This is a genomic window from Bradyrhizobium sp. CB3481 (genome assembly GCF_029714305.1).
GTDB lineage: Bacteria > Pseudomonadota > Alphaproteobacteria > Rhizobiales > Xanthobacteraceae > Bradyrhizobium.
On the sequence record NZ_CP121647.1, the window covers coordinates 3,689,056 to 3,705,829 of the forward strand.

The window sequence follows — 16,774 nt, forward strand, 5'->3', positions numbered from 1 at the left end:
CGAGGGGCATCGGAGCCACGAAGAAAGTGCGGGATTTCGCTCACTCCAACCGGATCAACTTCGCGGCGCTGACAATGTCCGGCAGCGGTGCGGTAAGGCGCGCGGCGCTCGCCCTGGTGTTCGCAGCCATCTACGCTGCGAGCACCACCGCACACGCGCAAAAGCTGCCCGGCGGATTCGTCTACCTGCGCGATATCGATCCCTCCATCATCCAGGACATCCGCTACGCCAGCGCCAACAATTTCGTTGGCCGTCCGCTCCGCGGATATCAGGCCGCCGAATGCGTGGTGAAGCGCGAGGTCGGCCTGCTGCTCAAGAGCGTGCAGCAAGAGCTCGCGCTGCAGAACCTGTCGCTGAAGATGTTCGATTGCTACCGCCCGGCGCGCGCGGTGGCCGACATGGTGGCGTGGTCGCGCGACGGCAAGGAAACGCCGGCGCAGAAGCGCTACAATCCCTCGTTCAGCAAGGCCGACCTGTTTCGCTTAGGCTATATCGCCGCGCGTTCCGGCCATTCCACCGGGGCCGCGCTCGACCTGACACTGGTCGATCTGAAGGCCGACAATTCGGGCGTCTTCGATCCCGGCAAGGGCTACGCCGACTGTACCGCCAACGTGAACCTGCGCGCGCCGGAGGGCAGTGTCGACATGGGCACCGGCTATGATTGCTCCGACGTCAAGGCCAACACATCGGCGAAATCCATCACGGCACTCCAGCGCCGCTGGCGGGAGAAGCTGGTTCTGGTGATGGCGCGGCGCGGATTTGTGAACTATTCGAAGGAATGGTGGCACTTCTCGCTGCCTGGAGCAGGCGGTCAGGCCCATGATTTCCCGATACAGCGGCGATAGTGCAGGATTTGCTCAAATCCAAAGCATTTTCGCAAGACGACGCTAGCCATCGCAAAAGTAGTTGAGCGCTCGTTGAACACTCCTTAATTGCCGACACGCGATGTACGGGCAACACGAGGAGCACAAGGCATGCGTCTCGCAGGCATTTTAATTGCTGCCGTCGGCGTGGCCGGCTTCGCCGCCTACGACCAGTATGACAAGCGCGTAAATTTCAAGCGCGTCGATGCGCGCATCAGCGCCGTCAACGAGCAATGCTACATGGAAAAAGTCACGCGTGAGGTAATCACAAAGACGACGTCGACCTCCGACCTCTTGCGTTGCGAACTTGCGCAAGTCCTGACGCGCGAGCATCCGAAGTGGCAGGGTTATACGGTCAAGCACAAGATCGAGATTCGCTTTGCCTTTATCTCCCCGGTCGATGGCGCAACGCATACATCGAGCCTCGAGATGTCGAGCTTCCCCAATGGCCGGCCGCTGCGCGCCGGCGAGGTCCTTCCGGTTCTGGCTTCCAAGACCAAGGCGGACAAGACGCGCGCGATCTGACCTGCGCTGCCGCCCGGCATCGTACGGCACCCGCGCGAACGATTGGCGGCGTATACGGCGCGGGCGCCATGCCCCAGGCATGACCATCTAGCAGTAATCGTTTTTTCGCTGCCCTCGGCGGGCAAGCCGGCCTATGATTTCTCGATTACGCCGGGAAAATGATTCACAGGTTCCAGGATCAGACATGAGCCAGGCAACGTTCGCGACCCACGAGGTCTTCAACCAGTCGCCGCCCTTCTGCGATGTCGATCTCTATGCGGCCGACCGGCCGCTGGTTGACGCTGTCGCTGCCAATGGCGGCGCTGCCGCTGAGGAGGAATTGTCTGAATTCGGCAGACATTGGGGCTCGGCGGCGATGGCCGAGCGGGGCCGTCTCGCCAATGAGAACACGCCGAAACTGCGCACCTTCGATTCGAGGGGCCATCGCCGTGACGAGGTCGAATTTCATCCGGCCTATCATGAGCTGATGGCGCACTCCGCGCATGCCGGGGTGCATAATTCGACCTGGACGTCCCTGGGCAAGCCGGCGGGGGGCGCGTCGGAAGTGATACGCGCGGCAAAATTCTACATCGCCGCGCAGGTCGAGACCGGGCATCTTTGTCCGATCACCATGACACGGGCCTCGGTCGCCGCGCTGGCGGAGCAGCCGGATCTCTTGGCCCGGGTGATGCCCGTGCTGGGAACGCGGTCCTACGATCCGGCCTTTGCGCCGTGGTGGACCAAGCGCGGCATGACGCTCGGCATGGGAATGACCGAGAAGCAGGGCGGCACCGACGTGCGTTCCAACATGACGTGGGCGGAGCGCGACGGAAATGCCTATCAGATCACCGGCCACAAATGGTTCATGTCGGCGCCAATGTGCGACGCCTTCTTGGTGCTGGCGCAGGCCGAGGAGGGCCTGAGCTGTTTCCTGATGCCCCGCTTCACGCCCGACGGCGCGGTCAACGCGATCAGGTTCCAGCGGCTGAAGGACAAGCTCGGCAACCGGTCCAATGCTTCGTCCGAGGTCGAGTTTCACGGCGCCTATGCCGAGCGCGTCGGCGCCGAGGGCAAGGGCATCCGCACCATCATCCAGATGGTGCAGCTTACGCGGCAGGACTGCGCGATCGCCTCCGCCGGACTGATGCGCTCGGGCCTTGCGCATGCGCTGCATCATGCGCGGCATCGCAGCGTGTTCCAAAAACACCTTGCCGATCAACCGCTGATGCAGGCGGTGTTGTCGGACATGGCGCTGCATGTCGAGGCAACGGTCGCGCTGGTGATGCGGCTGTGCCGTTCGTTCGACCGTTCGCCTTTCGATACCAGGGAAGCCACCTATATGCGGCTGCTGACGCCCGCCATCAAATACTGGGTCTGCAAGAGCGCGCCCGCCTTTCTCTATGAAGCGATGGAGTGCCTCGGCGGCAATGGCTATGTGGAGGAGGGCATTCTGGCGCGGCATTACCGGGAATCCCCGGTGAACGCGATCTGGGAAGGCTCGGGCAATGTCATGTGCCTCGACGTGCTCCGCGCGGTGTCGCGTGAGCCGGAGGCGGCGGCCGGCATCGTGCATGAGCTGACCGGCGAGACGCTTGGCCTGCCGGGCGCGGTCGAAGCAACCAGCTTCATCGGCAAGGCATTCTGCCGGCCGGACAACGAACGTGTGGCGCGGCTGGCGGTCGAGAAGCTAGCGCTACTGGCGGCCTCAGCCGCACTCAATGCGGTATCGCCCCGCCATGCCGAACTGTTCGCGGCCACGCGGCTTGCCGGCAATCACGCCGGCATGTATGGCGCGGTTGATCTCGCTCCCGAAGATATTCGCGGCCTGCTGGAGCGGGTGCTGCCTTGACCACAACATCAGCCGTCATGGCCGGGCTTGTCACGGCCATCCACGTTCTTCCTGGCCGCGGCCACGTGGATGCCCGGGTCGAGCCCGGGTATGACGACGAGAGATAGTCTCCCTAGTCACGAGAATCGTTTGATGGACTCACTTACGTCAGCAACTGCGGTTGCAGCCCAGCCAGCTACCTCCGATCCGCGGCCGCCACGCGTCTGGAAATTCTGGGGCACCGCGCTGTGGGGCCTGTTCATCTTCGCCGCCATGTTCCTCGGGCAGCTTGCGGTCATCATCTATTTCGTGCTGCGCCAAGGCGGATCATTCGATGTCGCCGAGGCGATCCGGGTCGTTGGTGGCGGCCTCACCATCTCGCTCTCGGTGATCCTCGGATTACCCGCCGTGTTGCTGGCGACCTGGGTCGCGATCCGTCCGACCCGGATATCCTTTACCGACTATCTAGGCCTGCGCTTGACCTCATGGCGCAATTTCTTCATCGGTCTTGCGGCGCTCGCCATCCTGGTCGGCGGTTGGGACCTGCTGTCGCGGGCGCTCGGGCGTGAGGTGACGTCGGGCTTCATGGGCGAGGTGCTGAAGTCCGCACAGGCCGACGGCGCGCTGTGGCTGCTGGTGATCGCGTTTACCGTCGCGGCGCCGATGTGGGAGGAAATCTTTGCCCGCGGCTTCCTCTACCGCGGCTGGTCGGAATCAAAACTCGGCGTCGCCGGCGCCATCTTCCTGTCGTCGCTGGCCTGGACCTCGCTGCATCTGCAGTACGACTGGTTCTTCTTCGGCGAGGTGTTTTCGATCGGACTTCTGCTGGGATACCTCCGCTACCGCACGGGCTCGACCTGGCTGACGATCGTCCTGCACGGCATCAACAATCTGGCCGCGACGATCCAAACGTTTTGGCTAGCGGGCTGATCGCTGGTATGGGGTAGAAGTTAACCCCATTCGCGCCGTGAGGTTGTTGCCAGGCGATGCAGGATTCTCGTGATCGAAATCGTCCGGTCGCACTGACGGCGCAAGCGCCCAAAACCTGGGACTTCATGGAAACCACGTTTGTCGCCTTGGTCGCCTATGCGGTCTTCGGGCTTACATCAGGGCTTTCGCTGATCTTCATCATTCTGGTCACACGGGATGGCGCTGAAGCATTCTCTCTCGCGCAGCTTGACGAGTTCGCGATGCAGGGGGCTGGTATGGCGCTGCCTTGATTGTCGCCTGTCCGCCAACCCTTGCAGTGCTTTGGGTCGCGATACGTATGGCGGGCCGGCAGTTCTCCGAATATCTCGCGCTGAATTGGCCAAGCCACGACGAACTTATGAGCTCCTTCGCAGTCGCGGTCATCCTCGTGCTGGCGCAGATGGTGCTGTGGTCCGGTGGACAGTCGGCCAATCCGCTTTTCACGGTCAAGGGAGCAGGCGGTTTGCTCGTCCTGCTGATCGGCGGCTGCATCGCCGGGCCGATCATGGAAGAATTCGTCTTCCGCGGCTTCATGTTTCGCGGCTGGTCGGAATCCTTTCTCGGTCCGATCGGCGCTATTGTGCTGACGTCAGCGTTGTGGGGGATGTATCACACCCAATACGATTGGTCGGGCCGCTTATGGATATTCGTTGTGGGTCTCGTGCTCTGCACGTTTCGTTGGCGCAGCGGTTCAACCTGGCTGGCGGTGGTCGTTCACTCAGGCTTGAATATGTTCATTTTCTTCACGTCAAGGCTGTACGCCTAGGTCCCCGTCGTCGCCACCGCAATCGCGATCGGCATCGTCACCGCGGCTAGGATGGTCTGCAGCGTGATAATTTGGGCGAGTAGCGGGGCGTCGCCGCCCATTTGCCGCGCCAGCACGTAGGCGCTCGATGCGGTCGGGACCGCTGAGCAAATTGTCACGACGGCGAGGTTGGAGCCAGTTACGCCAAACTGCAACGCCAGGGCGACGGCGATCGCCGGCATCAGCACCAGCTTGAGGAACACTGCGACGCCAGCGGCGAGGCTTGGCCTGAACAGGCCTTCGAGATGCAAGCCGGCGCCAGTCACCAATAGGCCGATGGCGAGGGAGGAACGGCCGAGAGCGTCCGCCACCTCGTGCCAGAGTTTTGGCAGCGGAATGTGGGTGACGTTGAGCGCCAGCCCGACGGCGCAGGCCCAGATCAGGGGATTGCCCGCCACCGTCAGGACGATCGAACCGGCCGAGCGCTTTTCCGGCGACGCGTAATGGGCCAGCACGGTCACACTGAGCACGTTGACCAGCGGTACGATGGCGATCATCGCGACCGATGCGATCGCCAGCCCGAGATTGCCGAACAGACTGCCGGCGACGGAGAGCCCCACATAGGTCTGCCAGCGTGTTGAGCCCTGGAATATCGAGCTGAACGCCGGACCATCTATAGCGGCGCGCGCGAGCAGCGGGCGCAGCGCCAGACACAGCAGCGATACCGCGAGCGCCGACAGCAGCAGCGCGCCGCCGACGCCGCCAACTGGCACCGTGCTCAGATCGGCCTTGACCAAAGTCTGGATCAGAAAGACCGGGAGCAGCACGTAGTAGGTTAGCCGCTCCAGCCCGTGCCAATGGGTGTCGAGCCGCATCAGTGTCCGCTTCAGGATGAAGCCGAGCACGATCAGAAAAAATACCGGCAGCAGGGCCGCGATGACGACCGCCATTCCTATGCGTCTCCGCGCAGCTTCTTGAGCCGGTCCAGCGCACCCTGCAGGATGAAGATCGCGGCATGCTCGTCGATCACGTCGGCGCGGCGGGCGCGGGAGACGTCCATCCCGATCAGTTCGCGCTCGACGGCCGCGGTCGAAAGCCGCTCGTCCCACAGTCCGATCGCGAGGTCCGTGAGGTTGGAGAGGTTGCGGGCGAAGGCGCGGGTCGACTGCGCGCGCGGCCCCTCGCTGCCGTCCATGTTGATGGGCAGGCCGAGCACGAAGCCGGCCGCATGGCGTTCGCCCGATATTGCCAATAGCCGCGCGGCGTCGGCCTTGAAGGCCTTGCGCTGGATCGTTTCGACACCGGTCGCGAGCCTGCGGTCGGGATCGGACACGGCGACGCCGATGGTCTTGGTGCCGAGATCGAGACCGATCAGGGCGCCACGCGCGGGCCAATGCGTGACGGCATCGATCAGGGGGAGGATAGGGGCGGGCATGACGTCGCATACCACCGGCGCGTGATGCGCGCAAAGCGGATGGCGGCGCAGCGTCCATGCGAGAACGTCACGTCTGGTATCGCCTGGGTTTCAGGTGCGGTTCAATCGCGCCGCCGATCGGGCGGCTGCGTCAATCGTCGGGCTTTTCAAAGTTAATGACACCGGTCCTGGGGTCGGCGTGAAATTCCATTTTCTGACCGTTCTTCATGCCTTCGCCTTCCCAGCGCCCATCGTCGACTTCAAGTTTGGTGACCTGGGTGTAGCCCGCGTTGAGGACTTTCTCGATGACCTGCTGCGCCGGCATCCAGTCGGCCGCGGGCTGGTCAGCCAATGCGACGTTTGAAGAGCCTGCAGCAAAGACTGCAGCCAAACCAGCAGCAATGAATTTGTTCATGGCGATCTCCCTGGCTATCTCCCGGGCGTTGCCGGGAACTGGCGACGCTTCTTTTTGGCTTTCTTCTCGGTCTTCAAAACCTCGGCCTGGGCCCGGTAGCCACGCGCCATATTCAGAAAACTGCCCGCGACCTGCTCGTCCGAGGCGGACCTCGCCATGCGTTCAGCCTTGTCGGCCTGCTTTCGAAAGAATTTGGTTTCCTTCATCGTCGCTTCGCCCAGGCAACTGAGAGGGGCGGCCGGCTGGCTGGAAGCTCAGCTACGGCGCAGATCACGTGCGGCAACTCGGAAGATGCCGCACCGTTCCCTCGCGATGGGTGTTACCGGATCGTAACCGGGTTGATCATGCTCTGCACGCCGCCCTTGAAGCGCGGCTGGCCGAGCAACACTGGTATGTCAGGCGGCGATGACCTCGCCATGGACGTTCAGGCAGGACGCAAAGCCCTGCAGGGCGCTGTATTGGTGAGTGGTGCGGCGGGTGATGAAGAGCGTCTCGACGCGCGCTTGCGCCGGGCTCAGCGCGTGGACATTGACGCTGTCATTGCGTTCGACCACGGCGCGCGGCAGCAGCGTCACGCCCATGTCAGCGGCAACGCAGCCGACCATGCCGTCAAGCGTGCCGAGCTCGAACCGCGTGGCCGATGGCCAGCCGAATTCCGAAAACACCTGCTCGAGCCGCTGGCGGTAGGTGCAGCCGGTGCGGAACACTAGCGCGGTCGGGCCCGAACCTGGCGTGCCCGCGCGCAGAGCGGCAAGGCTTTGCCAGCGCCGCGCCGTGACGAGCACCAGTTCTTCGCGGAAGGCGACGGTCGCATTGAGTTCGGCGTGCTCGATCGGGCCGGCCACAAACGCGCCGTCGAACGTGCCGTTGAGCACGCCGGCGACGAGCTCGGCCGTTGTCGAGGTGCGCAGGCTCAATTGCACAGCCGGGAAGCGGCGATGGAATTCGGCGAGCAAAGCGGGCAGGCGGACAGCCGCCGTCGTCTCCATCGAGCCGATCGCAAGCGGTCCCTTCGGCTCGCCGTCGTCGCGCGCGGCGAGCAGCGCCTCGCGCGACAGCGCCGCCATCCGGTCCGCATAGGGCAGCAGGCGGCGGCCCGCGCCGGTCAGCGTCATGCCGCGGCTGTGCCGCTCGAACAAAGTGGTGCCGATCTCGGCTTCCAGCGCCTTGACGCGCTGGGTGACATTGGACTGCACGGTGTTGAGCTCGTCGGCGGCGCGGGTGATGCCGCCGAGCCGCGCGACGGCCGAAAAGGTCTGGAGGTCGCTCAATTCCATGATGCGTATCGTTTCATTTTAGAGATCGTAGCATTCTCTAGTATTCACTTTTATAGAAGGGTAGATCGGATTAGGATCGCTGTCCAGACGAGGGAGCGAGCGCATGCCGATCAGCACCGATTTGACGGCACTTCTGGGCATTCGACATCCGGTCCTGCTGGCGCCGATGGATACGATCTCAGGCAGCCGGCTAACCCGGGCGGTGAGTGAAGCCGGCGGATTTGGCATCCTTGGCGGCGGCTATGGAGATCGCGCCAGGCTCGAAGCCGAGAGCGCAAAGCTGAAAGATTTTGCCGGGCCGTTCGGCATCGGCTTCATCACCTGGAGCCTTGCGCAGAAACCCGAACTTCTCGATATCGCGCTCGACGCCAATCCGTGCGCGATCATGCTGTCGTTCGGCGATCCCGCGCCATTCGCGCCAAAGATCAAGGCGGCGCGTACGTTGCTGATCTGCCAGGTCCAGAACGAGGAGATGGCGCGTCAAGCGCTCGATGCCGGCGCCGACGTTTTGATTGCGCAGGGAACCGAGGCGGGTGGACACGGCGCCTCGCGGACCACGCTCGATATCGTGCCTGCGATCGTCGATCTGGCGGCCGGACGCGTCCCGGTCGTCGCCGCCGGCGGTCTTGCCGACGGGCGAGGGTTGGCTGCGATGCTGATGTTGGGAGCGTCGGGCGTGCTGATGGGTACGCGCTTCTATGCGAGCGTCGAGGCCGACGGCGCCGAGCGGGCAAAGCAATTGATATGTGCGGCCAACAGCGGCGAGACGGTGCGCGGCGTGGTGTTCGACTGGTCGCGACAGCTGTTGTGGCCGGCGCCATTCACCGCGCGCTCGCTGATCAACGACCATGTGCGAGCCTGGACCGGCCGCGAGATCGAGCTGATGCAGCGTGCGGAGCAGATTGCGGCGGACTATGCCGCAGCGAAAGCGGCCGGCAACTTTGATGTCGCCGCCGTCTTCGCCGGTGAATCCGCAGGGCTGATCCATGACATTCCGCCGGCGGCCGTGATCGTCGGCAGGATCATTAGCGAGGCGGAGCAGATATTGAGCGGACGGCGCAACTCCGTCGCTGCCTGATTTCCATCCACCTTCAATTCACAAGCGAGCAGAAACCATGTGGCCAGACCGCCGGATCATCGACCTCTTCAAGACAGAATTTCCGATCGTGCAGGCGCCGATGGCGGGCATCATGGATGCCGAGCTGGTGATCGCGGCGGCGCAGGGCGGGGCGCTGGGCTCGCTGCCCTGCGCGATGTTCACCGCCGAGAAGGCCCGCGAGCAGGTCAACATCATCCGCCAGCGCGTGTCTGCGCCGGTCAACATGAACTTCTTCTGCCACAAGACGGTTGATGCCGATCCCGCGCGCGAGGCCGGCTGGAAGGCGCGGCTCGGCGCCTACTACAAGGAGCTGGGCATCGATCCTGCCGCCCCGATCAGCGCCGCCAACCGTGCGCCGTTCGACGAGGCAGTGTGCGCGGTGGTGGAGGAATTGAGGCCGAAAGTCGTCAGCTTCCATTTCGGCCTGCCGGATGCCGCGCTGGTCAAACGCGTCAAGGCGGCCGGTGCCATCGTGATGTCGTCGGCGACCATCGTGAAGGAAGCGATCTGGCTGGAGGAGAACGGCGCCGACGTCATCATCGCACAGGGCGCGGAGGCCGGCGGCCACCGCGGCATGTTCCTGACCGACAACATATCCGAGCAGCCCGGCACCTTTGCACTGGTGCCGCAGGTGGTCGATGCGGTGAAGGTGCCTGTCATCGCAGCCGGCGGCATCGCCGACGGGCGCGGCATTGCGGCGGCGTTCGCGCTCGGCGCCTCCGGCGTGCAGATCGGCAGCGCCTATCTGCGCTGTCCGGAATCCAAGGTGAGCGGACCTGTGCGCGCCGCGCTGGCCCAGGCGCACGACGATTCCACCGTGATCACCAACGTCATGACCGGCCGGCCCGCGCGCGGGGTCGCCAATCGCGTCATGCGCGAGGTTGGCCCGATCTCGCCGGACGCGCCGGCATTCCCGCATGCCGCCACCGCGCTCGGACCGCTGAAGGCCGCGGCCGAAAAGCTCGGCAAGGTCGATTTCACCAACCTCTGGGCCGGGCAGGCGATACGGCTGGGGCGCGAGATGCCGGCAGCCGAACTCACCCGCTCGCTGGCAGGCGCTGCGCTGGCGCGGCTGGCTGCGCTGGGCGGGTAGGGCGGGCACCTGCCGCTACAGCGCGTGGACCCAGGCTTCGGGATAGAGCGCGTAGGCGGCGCTGCCTCGCCGCGCGAGGTGCGAGAATGCCGGGAAATGTAGATGCATTCCGGCGATCAGGATGCCATCGGTGGCGACGCGGTCGAACATGCGTTTTCGTGAGGCCGCAGCCGCAGCGAGGTCGGTATCGAAGGCCATGCCGGCTTCCGGAAATGCGGTCTGCACTTCCGGCACGTGCACCGTGTCGCCCCAGATCATCAGCTGCTCGTTGCCTGACGCGATCAGATAGGCGGTGTGGCCGGGCGTATGTCCAAGGCTGGGCACGGCGGTGACGCCGGGGAATACCTCGCCCTCGCTGAACAGCCGCGTCCTGTTCTTGTAGGGCGCGACCTGCTCACGCCCGGCGAGAAAATAGAGCTTTGCCGATCGTTCGTCGACCCTGGCCATCGCGCCGTCGTCGAACCAATGCGCCAGCTCGTTCTCGTGCATCACAAGCTCGGCGTTCGGAAACAGGAGCTGCCCGTTCGACATGTCGACCAGGCCAGCGGAATGATCGGGGTGCATATGGGTCAGCAGAACCGTATCGATCGCTTTAGGGTCGATCCCGGCTGCCGCGAGGCTGCGTTGCACGAAGCCGGCGGTCGGCTGCAGATAGTTGCCCGATCCGGTGTCGACGAGCGCCATGCGGCCTTTGGAATGGATCAGGAAGGTATTGACGCTGGTTCGCCGCGCCGGACGAAAAGCGTCGGTAAGGATTTTGCGCGCCTGTTCGAGATCGACGTTGCGCATCACGTCGAGCGTGCCGTCCAGATAGCCGTCGCTGATGGCGGTGATGACGATGTCTCCGATGCGGCGATGATAAACGCCGGCAATCTGCTGTGCGGGCTGCGGATGCATTGGGAAAACCTCGCGGCATGAGCGGGACGGGTTCGGTCAGGCGCCGACCGATCGCAGGAAGTCATCGATCGTCTCGAACAGCAGATCGGGGGTTTGCACCGCCATGTAGTGGCCGGTGCGGATCTCCGTGTAGCGGGCGCCGGGAATGGTCTTGGCCACGACTTGCGCCAGCGGCGGCGGGCGGACGCGGTCCAGGTTGCCGCCGATCACGAGGACCGGACAGTTCAGCCGGGCAAGGTCGTCCTGCATGTCCGCCGACGCCAGCATTCGCCAGATCGTCGCGTAGCTCGAGGGGTCGTTGCCGAGCCATCGCCTGCGGAATCGCTCGAACCGGGCGACGTCGCCGCGAAGCTCCGGCGCGTAGCCATTCAGCATGGCATCCTCGACCGCGACGGCCATGCCGGCGGCCTCGATCCTGGCGAGGCGTTCGAGGGCGGGTGCCCGGCGTTCCGCAGCGATGCCGGTGGCCGGGCTGCCGACCGCGACAGCGCTGGTACGCGCCGGGTAACGGGCGGCGAAATGCAGGGCGATCGCACCGCCGACGGCAATGCCTGCCAGTGCCACCTTGCCCGCAATGCCGAAGTGATCGAGCAGGCCAGCGATGTCGCCGGCCATGGTATCGAGAGTAAGCTCGCCACGGACCTTCTGCGACAAGCCGGCGCCGCGGGTATCATAACGAAGGACGCGGCGGGATCCGGCGAAGCGCGACGCGACCTCGTCCCAGCTTTCGAGCGAGCCGCCCATTTCATGGACCAGCACCAGCGTGCGGTCGCCGGCGCCACTCAGTTCGCAGCGCAGGGCGACGCCATTGGCTTCGACGAAATCCATGCTTCGCTCCCGGTATCCTTTTGATCTTTTTTGTTATCACCCGGCGAGCGAGGGCCCGTCGACCTCAAGATACGAGGTCCACGATAGCGAAGGCGGTATGAATCTCAAATCGTGAAGGGAGCAGGTGGAGGTCGATTTTTAGGCGATGGGCGAGCCGCATGGCCGGCGCGACCAAGGCGCACGGATAGCGGGGCTCCGAACCAGCCGGGCTGCTCGAACGCCTGGTGCTTCTGGCTGCTAATGCGCCGGCTCGTCGCGTCTGACGTCGAGATGTTCCGCCGCCAGCGACCGGTAATGCGCGGCCATCTCCTTGTAATGCTGCCTGGAGATCGGATCGGTCGCGCTTTCGGCGCGGCGTTCGAACATTTCCGCCTTTTCTTGCAGGATCTTAGCCTGGGACATGGCTCTGCTCCCGTTCGGTCAGGTCAAACAGACGAGATAGACGATCGCGATACCGAGCACGGTCCCGATGGACCACAGGGCGGGATCCCAGCTTTCCGACCCGGCATTGTCATTTTCGATGGTCGACATGACACGGCCTCCCGATGTTCTGGCCGCGACTACATTCCCCGTCTGTTTCAGGACGACTACGTCATGGGCTAGAAATGGTTTCGTCAGGCGTTTTTGCGAGGGAATCGGCGCCTCGCACACGAAAACTTGTCTGTTGGGACAGGGACGCCGAGGGGCCGCTGCAGGCTGTTCCCACCGGTTGCGGCGCAAAAGCGGCCTCTGCTATACGGCAGGTGCGAAATCTCCGTTTGAGGCCTATATTAATGTCCGTTGATGCCGCTACCGTTCGCCGCATCGCGCATCTGGCGCGGATTGCGGTCACCGACGCCGAGGTTCCCCACCTGCAGAGCGAGTTGAACGCCATGCTGGCCTTTGTGGAGCAGCTTTCGGAGGTGAATATCGACGGCGTCGAGCCAATGACCTCGGTGACCCCGATGAAAATGAAGAAGCGGGCCGACGTGGTCAATGACGGCGAAATTCCCGACGACATCGTGGGGAATGCGCCGGAAACGCAAAACCATTTTTTCCTGGTGCCGAAGGTGGTGGAATAAACCCTATCCTTGCTTGAGATCGGAAGTCCGATGTGTCTGCTCTGCGACGATGAAAAGGCCTATCAGGCCTACATGAATTACCTCGACGCGATGGAGCGGCAGGGCAAGGCTGCCGATCCCGACAAGTCTGTCGATGCCGTGCTCGATCAGCTCGAGGCCGCGGACAAGGCGCGTGCCCAGGAATCGAATAGTCCCGCCAACGACAAGACGCTTTCTCCTTTCTTCTGCAGCCCGATCAATAAATGACCGACCTGACATCTCTGACGATCGCGGAGGCCCGCGAGGGCCTCGCGGCTAAGTCTTTCACCTCGCTTGAACTGACGGATGCGCATCTTGCCGCCATCGAAGCGGCGCGCTCGCTCAATGCCTTCGTGCTGGAAACGCCCGACAAGGCCCGCGACATGGCGCGCGCGGTCGATGCGAAGATCGCCAAGGGCGAGGGCGGCCCGCTCGCCGGCATTCCGCTCGGCATCAAGGACCTGTTCGCAACGAAAGACGTGCGCACCACCGCGTGCTCGAAGATTCTCGGCAATTTCGTGCCGCCCTACGAATCCACGGTGACATCGCAGCTCTGGCGCGATGGCGCTGTCATGCTCGGCAAGCTCAACAATGACGAGTTCGCGATGGGCTCGTCGAACGAGACCTCGTGCTTCGGCCCAGTGGTCAACCCGTGGCGGCGCGAAGGCTCCAACACCACGCTGGTGCCGGGCGGCTCCTCCGGCGGCTCGGCGTCCGCCGTAGCGGCATTGCTGTGCATGGGCGCGACCGCGACCGATACCGGCGGCTCGATCCGCCAGCCCGCCGCCTTTACTGCGACCGTCGGCGTCAAGCCGACCTACGGCCGCTGCTCGCGCTGGGGCATCGTGGCGTTCGCATCCTCGCTCGACCAGGCGGGCCCGATCGCGCGCACGGTGCGTGATTCCGCGATCCTGATGCGCTCGATGGCCGGCCACGATCCGAAGGACACGACATCAGTCGATATTGCCGTGCCCGATTATGAGGCCGCGATCGGCAAATCCGTGAAGGGCATGAAGATCGGCATCCCCAAGGAGTATCGCCTCGACGGCATGCCGGCGGAGATCGAAAAGCTCTGGACCGAGGGCGCGGCATGGCTGAAGGCGGCTGGCGCCGAGCTGGTCGAGGTGTCGCTGCCGCACACCAAATACGCGCTGCCGGCCTATTACATCGTGGCGCCGGCGGAAGCCTCATCCAACCTCGCGCGCTACGATGGCGTGCGTTATGGCCTGCGCGAGCAGGGGCGCAACATCATCGACATGTACGAGAACACGCGCGCCGAAGGCTTTGGCCATGAAGTGCGCCGGCGCGTCATGATCGGCACTTACGTACTCTCCGCCGGCTATTACGACGCCTATTATCTGCGCGCGCAAAAAGTCCGTACGCTGATCAAGAAGGATTTTGAGGACTGCTTCGCCAAGGGTGTCAGTGCGATCCTGACGCCGGCGACGCCGTCGGCGGCGTTCGGTGTTGGCGAGAAAGGCGGTGCCGATCCGGTCGAGATGTATCTCAACGACATTTTTACGGTGACGGTGAACATGGCGGGGCTGCCCGGCATTGCCGTGCCCGCCGGCAAGGACGCGCAGGGCCTGCCGCTCGGCCTGCAACTGATCGGCCGTCCGTTCGACGAGGAGACGCTGTTCTCGCTCGGCGCGGTCGTGGAGCAGGCGGCCGGTCGCTTTACGCCGCAACGCTGGTGGTAGCGATGGCCGATTTCCGCGCCAGCCTCACGGACGCGACGCCCGCATCGGGGTTGGAACCGCCGCTGGCTGCGCTGTGGTGGGCGGCCAAGGGCGATTGGGATCGGGCGCACAAGATCGTGCAGGACGAAGCCGGCGCCGATGCCGCCTGGGTGCACGCCTATCTGCACCGTGTCGAAGGCGATCTCGGCAATGCCGGCTACTGGTACCGGCAGGCGGGCCAGCCGGTCGCGAAGGATTCTCTGGAAGCCGAATGGGAGCGGATCGTATCCGCGCTGCTCGGGAGTGGAAAAGCATGAACGCGTCAGTCAGACAGGGCAAACTGATCAAGGGCCAGACCGGCGACTGGGAGGTCGTGATCGGGATGGAGGTGCACGCCCAGGTCACCTCGACGTCAAAACTGTTCTCCGGCGCTTCGACCGAATTCGGCGGCGAGCCCAACAGCCATGTGTCGCTGGTCGACGCGGCGATGCCGGGCATGCTGCCCGTGATCAACGAGGAATGCGTGCGGCAGGCCGTGCGCACCGGGCTTGGTCTCAACGCAGAGATCAACCTGCGCTCGGTGTTCGATCGCAAGAACTATTTCTATCCGGACTCGCCGCAGGGCTACCAGATCAGCCAGTACAAGTCGCCTGTGGTCGGCGAGGGCGAGGTCACGGTCGAGCTCGATGGCGGCAAGACGGCGACCATCGGGATCGAGCGGCTGCATCTGGAACAGGATGCCGGCAAATTGCTGCACGACCAGTCGCCGTCGATGACGTTTGTCGACCTCAACCGCTGCGGCGTGGCGCTGATGGAGATCGTCTCGAAACCCGACATTCGCGATGCCGAGCAGGCCAAGGCCTACGTGACCAAGCTGCGCTCGATCCTGCGCTATCTCGGCACCTGCGACGGCGACATGGAGAAGGGCTCGCTGCGCGCCGATGTGAACGTTTCCGTGCGTAAGCCCGGCGGACCGCTCGGCACCCGCTGCGAAATCAAGAACATGAACTCGATTAACTTTATCGGCCAGGCGATCGAGTACGAGGCGCGGCGCCAGATCGAGATCATCGAGGAGGGCGGCGCGATTGATCAGGAAACGCGCCTGTTCGACCCCAACAAGGGCGAAACGCGCTCGATGCGCTCCAAGGAGGAGGCGCACGATTATCGTTACTTCCCGGATCCGGACCTGCTGCCGCTCGAGTTCACGCAAGCCTATGTCGATGAGCTGAAGGCGGAGCTGCCGGAACTGCCGGACCAGAAGAAGGCGCGCTTCATCGAGAGCCTCGGCCTGTCGCCCTACGATGCCGGCGTGCTGGTCGCCGAGCGCGAGAGCGCGGAATTCTATGAGGCCGTGCTCGAAGGGATCGCCGACAAGGCGCGCGACGGCAAGCTCGCGGCCAACTGGGTGATCAACGAGTTGTTCGGCCGTCTGAACAAGGAAGGCCATGGCATTGGGGATTCGCCAGTATCGGCGGCGCAGCTGGCGGCGATCGTCAGCCTGATCGGCGAGGGCACGATCTCGGGCAAGATCGCAAAAGACCTGTTCGAGATCGTCTGGACCGAAGGCGGCGACCCGCGCGAACTGGTCGAAACGCGCGGCATGAAGCAGGTCACCGATCTCGGCGCGATTGAGAAGGTGGTCGATGAGATCATCGCGGCCAATCCGGACAAGGTCGCGCAGGCGAAGGCCAAGCCGCAGCTCGCCGGCTGGTTTGTCGGCCAAGTGATGAAGCAGTCCGGCGGCAAGGCCAATCCGCAGGCGGTCAACGACCTCTTGAAGACGAAGCTCGGCATCTGAATCGTCCCGTAACGGGACACGCTTGCGACATCGGCGACGTCGCGATCGATGCGCACATGCGTGCATCGATCGTCATCGCGATCCAAAACGTGAGCGTCGCGACCGCAAGCAGCTTTCCGAATCGGCGGTCGCGATTCGTCCGGAAAGTTCGTTTTGGTGCGCGTCGGCGAGGCTTCAGCGCTGTGACCATGAAAATTTTTTTATTGCCAAACCCTGCGACTCAGAGTCCGTGCACACGGCTTTTTGGCGGCATCACTGAGTCGCTATGACATTGACCGTGCATCGA

21 protein-coding genes are annotated in these 16,774 nt (G+C 63.9%); 13 read left to right on the forward strand and 8 right to left on the reverse strand.

What is annotated here, in order from left to right:
- Positions 1-26 precede the first annotated feature (26 nt).
- From QA643_RS17855 to QA643_RS17880, 6 genes are all read left to right on the forward strand, one after another.
- Positions 27-845 (forward strand): M15 family metallopeptidase, encoded by an 819-nt coding sequence (locus QA643_RS17855; RefSeq protein ID WP_283034392.1) that lies wholly within the window; start codon positions 27-29, stop codon positions 843-845.
- Positions 846-974: 129 nt separating this feature from the next.
- On the forward strand, positions 975-1,388 hold the full coding sequence (locus tag QA643_RS17860) for a hypothetical protein (protein ID WP_283034393.1): 414 nt from the start codon (positions 975-977) through the stop codon (positions 1,386-1,388).
- A 184-nt stretch (positions 1,389-1,572) separates the two neighbouring features.
- Positions 1,573-3,216 (forward strand): acyl-CoA dehydrogenase family protein, encoded by a 1,644-nt coding sequence (locus tag QA643_RS17865; RefSeq protein WP_283034394.1) that lies wholly within the window; start codon positions 1,573-1,575, stop codon positions 3,214-3,216.
- A 132-nt stretch (positions 3,217-3,348) separates the two neighbouring features.
- On the forward strand, positions 3,349-4,125 hold the full coding sequence (locus QA643_RS17870) for a type II CAAX endopeptidase family protein (RefSeq protein ID WP_283034395.1): 777 nt from the start codon (positions 3,349-3,351) through the stop codon (positions 4,123-4,125).
- A 125-nt stretch (positions 4,126-4,250) separates the two neighbouring features.
- Positions 4,251-4,415, forward strand: coding sequence for a hypothetical protein (locus QA643_RS17875; RefSeq protein ID WP_283034396.1), 165 nt, complete (start codon positions 4,251-4,253; stop codon positions 4,413-4,415).
- 47 nt (positions 4,416-4,462) lie between these two features.
- Complete coding sequence (locus QA643_RS17880) at positions 4,463-4,930, forward strand: CPBP family intramembrane glutamic endopeptidase (protein WP_283034397.1); 468 nt, start codon at positions 4,463-4,465, stop codon at positions 4,928-4,930.
- Here QA643_RS17880 and QA643_RS17885 read toward each other — a convergent pair.
- From QA643_RS17885 to QA643_RS17905, 5 genes are all read right to left on the reverse strand, one after another.
- Entirely contained in the window at positions 4,927-5,859 is a 933-nt protein-coding gene (locus QA643_RS17885; protein WP_283034398.1) for an AEC family transporter, read from the reverse strand. The genes QA643_RS17880 and QA643_RS17885 overlap by 4 nt on opposite strands.
- Positions 5,860-5,861: 2 nt before the next feature.
- Entirely contained in the window at positions 5,862-6,344 is a 483-nt protein-coding gene (gene ruvX / locus QA643_RS17890; protein WP_283034399.1) for a Holliday junction resolvase RuvX, read from the reverse strand.
- A 130-nt stretch (positions 6,345-6,474) separates the two neighbouring features.
- On the reverse strand, positions 6,475-6,738 hold the full coding sequence (locus QA643_RS17895) for a PepSY domain-containing protein (protein WP_283034400.1): 264 nt from the start codon (positions 6,736-6,738) through the stop codon (positions 6,475-6,477).
- A 14-nt stretch (positions 6,739-6,752) separates the two neighbouring features.
- Positions 6,753-6,944: a hypothetical protein gene (locus QA643_RS17900; RefSeq protein WP_283034401.1), complete on the reverse strand. Its 192-nt coding sequence runs from the start codon at positions 6,942-6,944 to the stop codon at positions 6,753-6,755.
- Between the two features lie 189 nt (positions 6,945-7,133).
- Positions 7,134-8,015 (reverse strand): LysR family transcriptional regulator, encoded by an 882-nt coding sequence (locus QA643_RS17905; RefSeq protein WP_283034402.1) that lies wholly within the window; start codon positions 8,013-8,015, stop codon positions 7,134-7,136.
- Positions 8,016-8,118: 103 nt separating this feature from the next.
- On the opposite strand from QA643_RS17905, the gene QA643_RS17910 reads away from it, so the two are divergent.
- Complete coding sequence (locus tag QA643_RS17910; protein ID WP_283034403.1) at positions 8,119-9,093, forward strand: nitronate monooxygenase; 975 nt, start codon at positions 8,119-8,121, stop codon at positions 9,091-9,093.
- A gap of 37 nt (positions 9,094-9,130) precedes the next feature.
- Positions 9,131-10,207 carry a nitronate monooxygenase family protein gene (locus QA643_RS17915; protein ID WP_283034404.1) on the forward strand — a complete coding sequence of 359 codons (1,077 nt, stop codon included), beginning with the start codon at positions 9,131-9,133 and terminating at the stop codon, positions 10,205-10,207.
- Positions 10,208-10,222: 15 nt separating this feature from the next.
- Here the strand turns inward: QA643_RS17915 and QA643_RS17920 are convergent, their stop codons facing one another.
- From QA643_RS17920 to QA643_RS17930, 3 genes are all read right to left on the reverse strand, one after another.
- A complete protein-coding gene (locus QA643_RS17920; protein WP_283034405.1) occupies positions 10,223-11,104 on the reverse strand; it encodes an MBL fold metallo-hydrolase in 882 nt (293 codons plus the stop codon).
- 36 nt (positions 11,105-11,140) lie between these two features.
- Positions 11,141-11,932, reverse strand: a complete 792-nt coding sequence (locus tag QA643_RS17925) for an alpha/beta hydrolase (protein ID WP_283034406.1) — start codon at positions 11,930-11,932, stop codon at positions 11,141-11,143.
- Between the two features lie 237 nt (positions 11,933-12,169).
- Positions 12,170-12,334, reverse strand: a complete 165-nt coding sequence (locus tag QA643_RS17930; protein ID WP_283034407.1) for a hypothetical protein — start codon at positions 12,332-12,334, stop codon at positions 12,170-12,172.
- 371 nt (positions 12,335-12,705) lie between these two features.
- Here QA643_RS17930 and gatC point away from each other — a divergent pair, with 371 nt between their 5' ends.
- The 5 genes from gatC to gatB are packed head-to-tail and all read left to right on the forward strand — an operon-like array spanning position 12,706 to position 16,488.
- On the forward strand, positions 12,706-12,993 hold the full coding sequence (gene gatC / locus QA643_RS17935) for an Asp-tRNA(Asn)/Glu-tRNA(Gln) amidotransferase subunit GatC (RefSeq protein ID WP_283034408.1): 288 nt from the start codon (positions 12,706-12,708) through the stop codon (positions 12,991-12,993).
- Positions 12,994-13,023: 30 nt separating this feature from the next.
- Positions 13,024-13,239, forward strand: a complete 216-nt coding sequence (locus QA643_RS17940; RefSeq protein ID WP_283034409.1) for a hypothetical protein — start codon at positions 13,024-13,026, stop codon at positions 13,237-13,239.
- Positions 13,236-14,711 (forward strand): Asp-tRNA(Asn)/Glu-tRNA(Gln) amidotransferase subunit GatA, encoded by a 1,476-nt coding sequence (gatA, locus tag QA643_RS17945; protein WP_283034410.1) that lies wholly within the window; start codon positions 13,236-13,238, stop codon positions 14,709-14,711. Before QA643_RS17940 ends, gatA begins: the two co-directional genes overlap by 4 nt.
- Before the next feature lie 2 nt (positions 14,712-14,713).
- Positions 14,714-15,007, forward strand: coding sequence for a hypothetical protein (locus QA643_RS17950; RefSeq protein ID WP_283034411.1), 294 nt, complete (start codon positions 14,714-14,716; stop codon positions 15,005-15,007).
- Positions 15,004-16,488 (forward strand): Asp-tRNA(Asn)/Glu-tRNA(Gln) amidotransferase subunit GatB, encoded by a 1,485-nt coding sequence (gatB, locus tag QA643_RS17955; RefSeq protein WP_283034412.1) that lies wholly within the window; start codon positions 15,004-15,006, stop codon positions 16,486-16,488. The genes QA643_RS17950 and gatB overlap by 4 nt, the downstream gene beginning before the upstream one ends.
- The last annotated feature ends 286 nt before the right edge of the window (positions 16,489-16,774 follow it).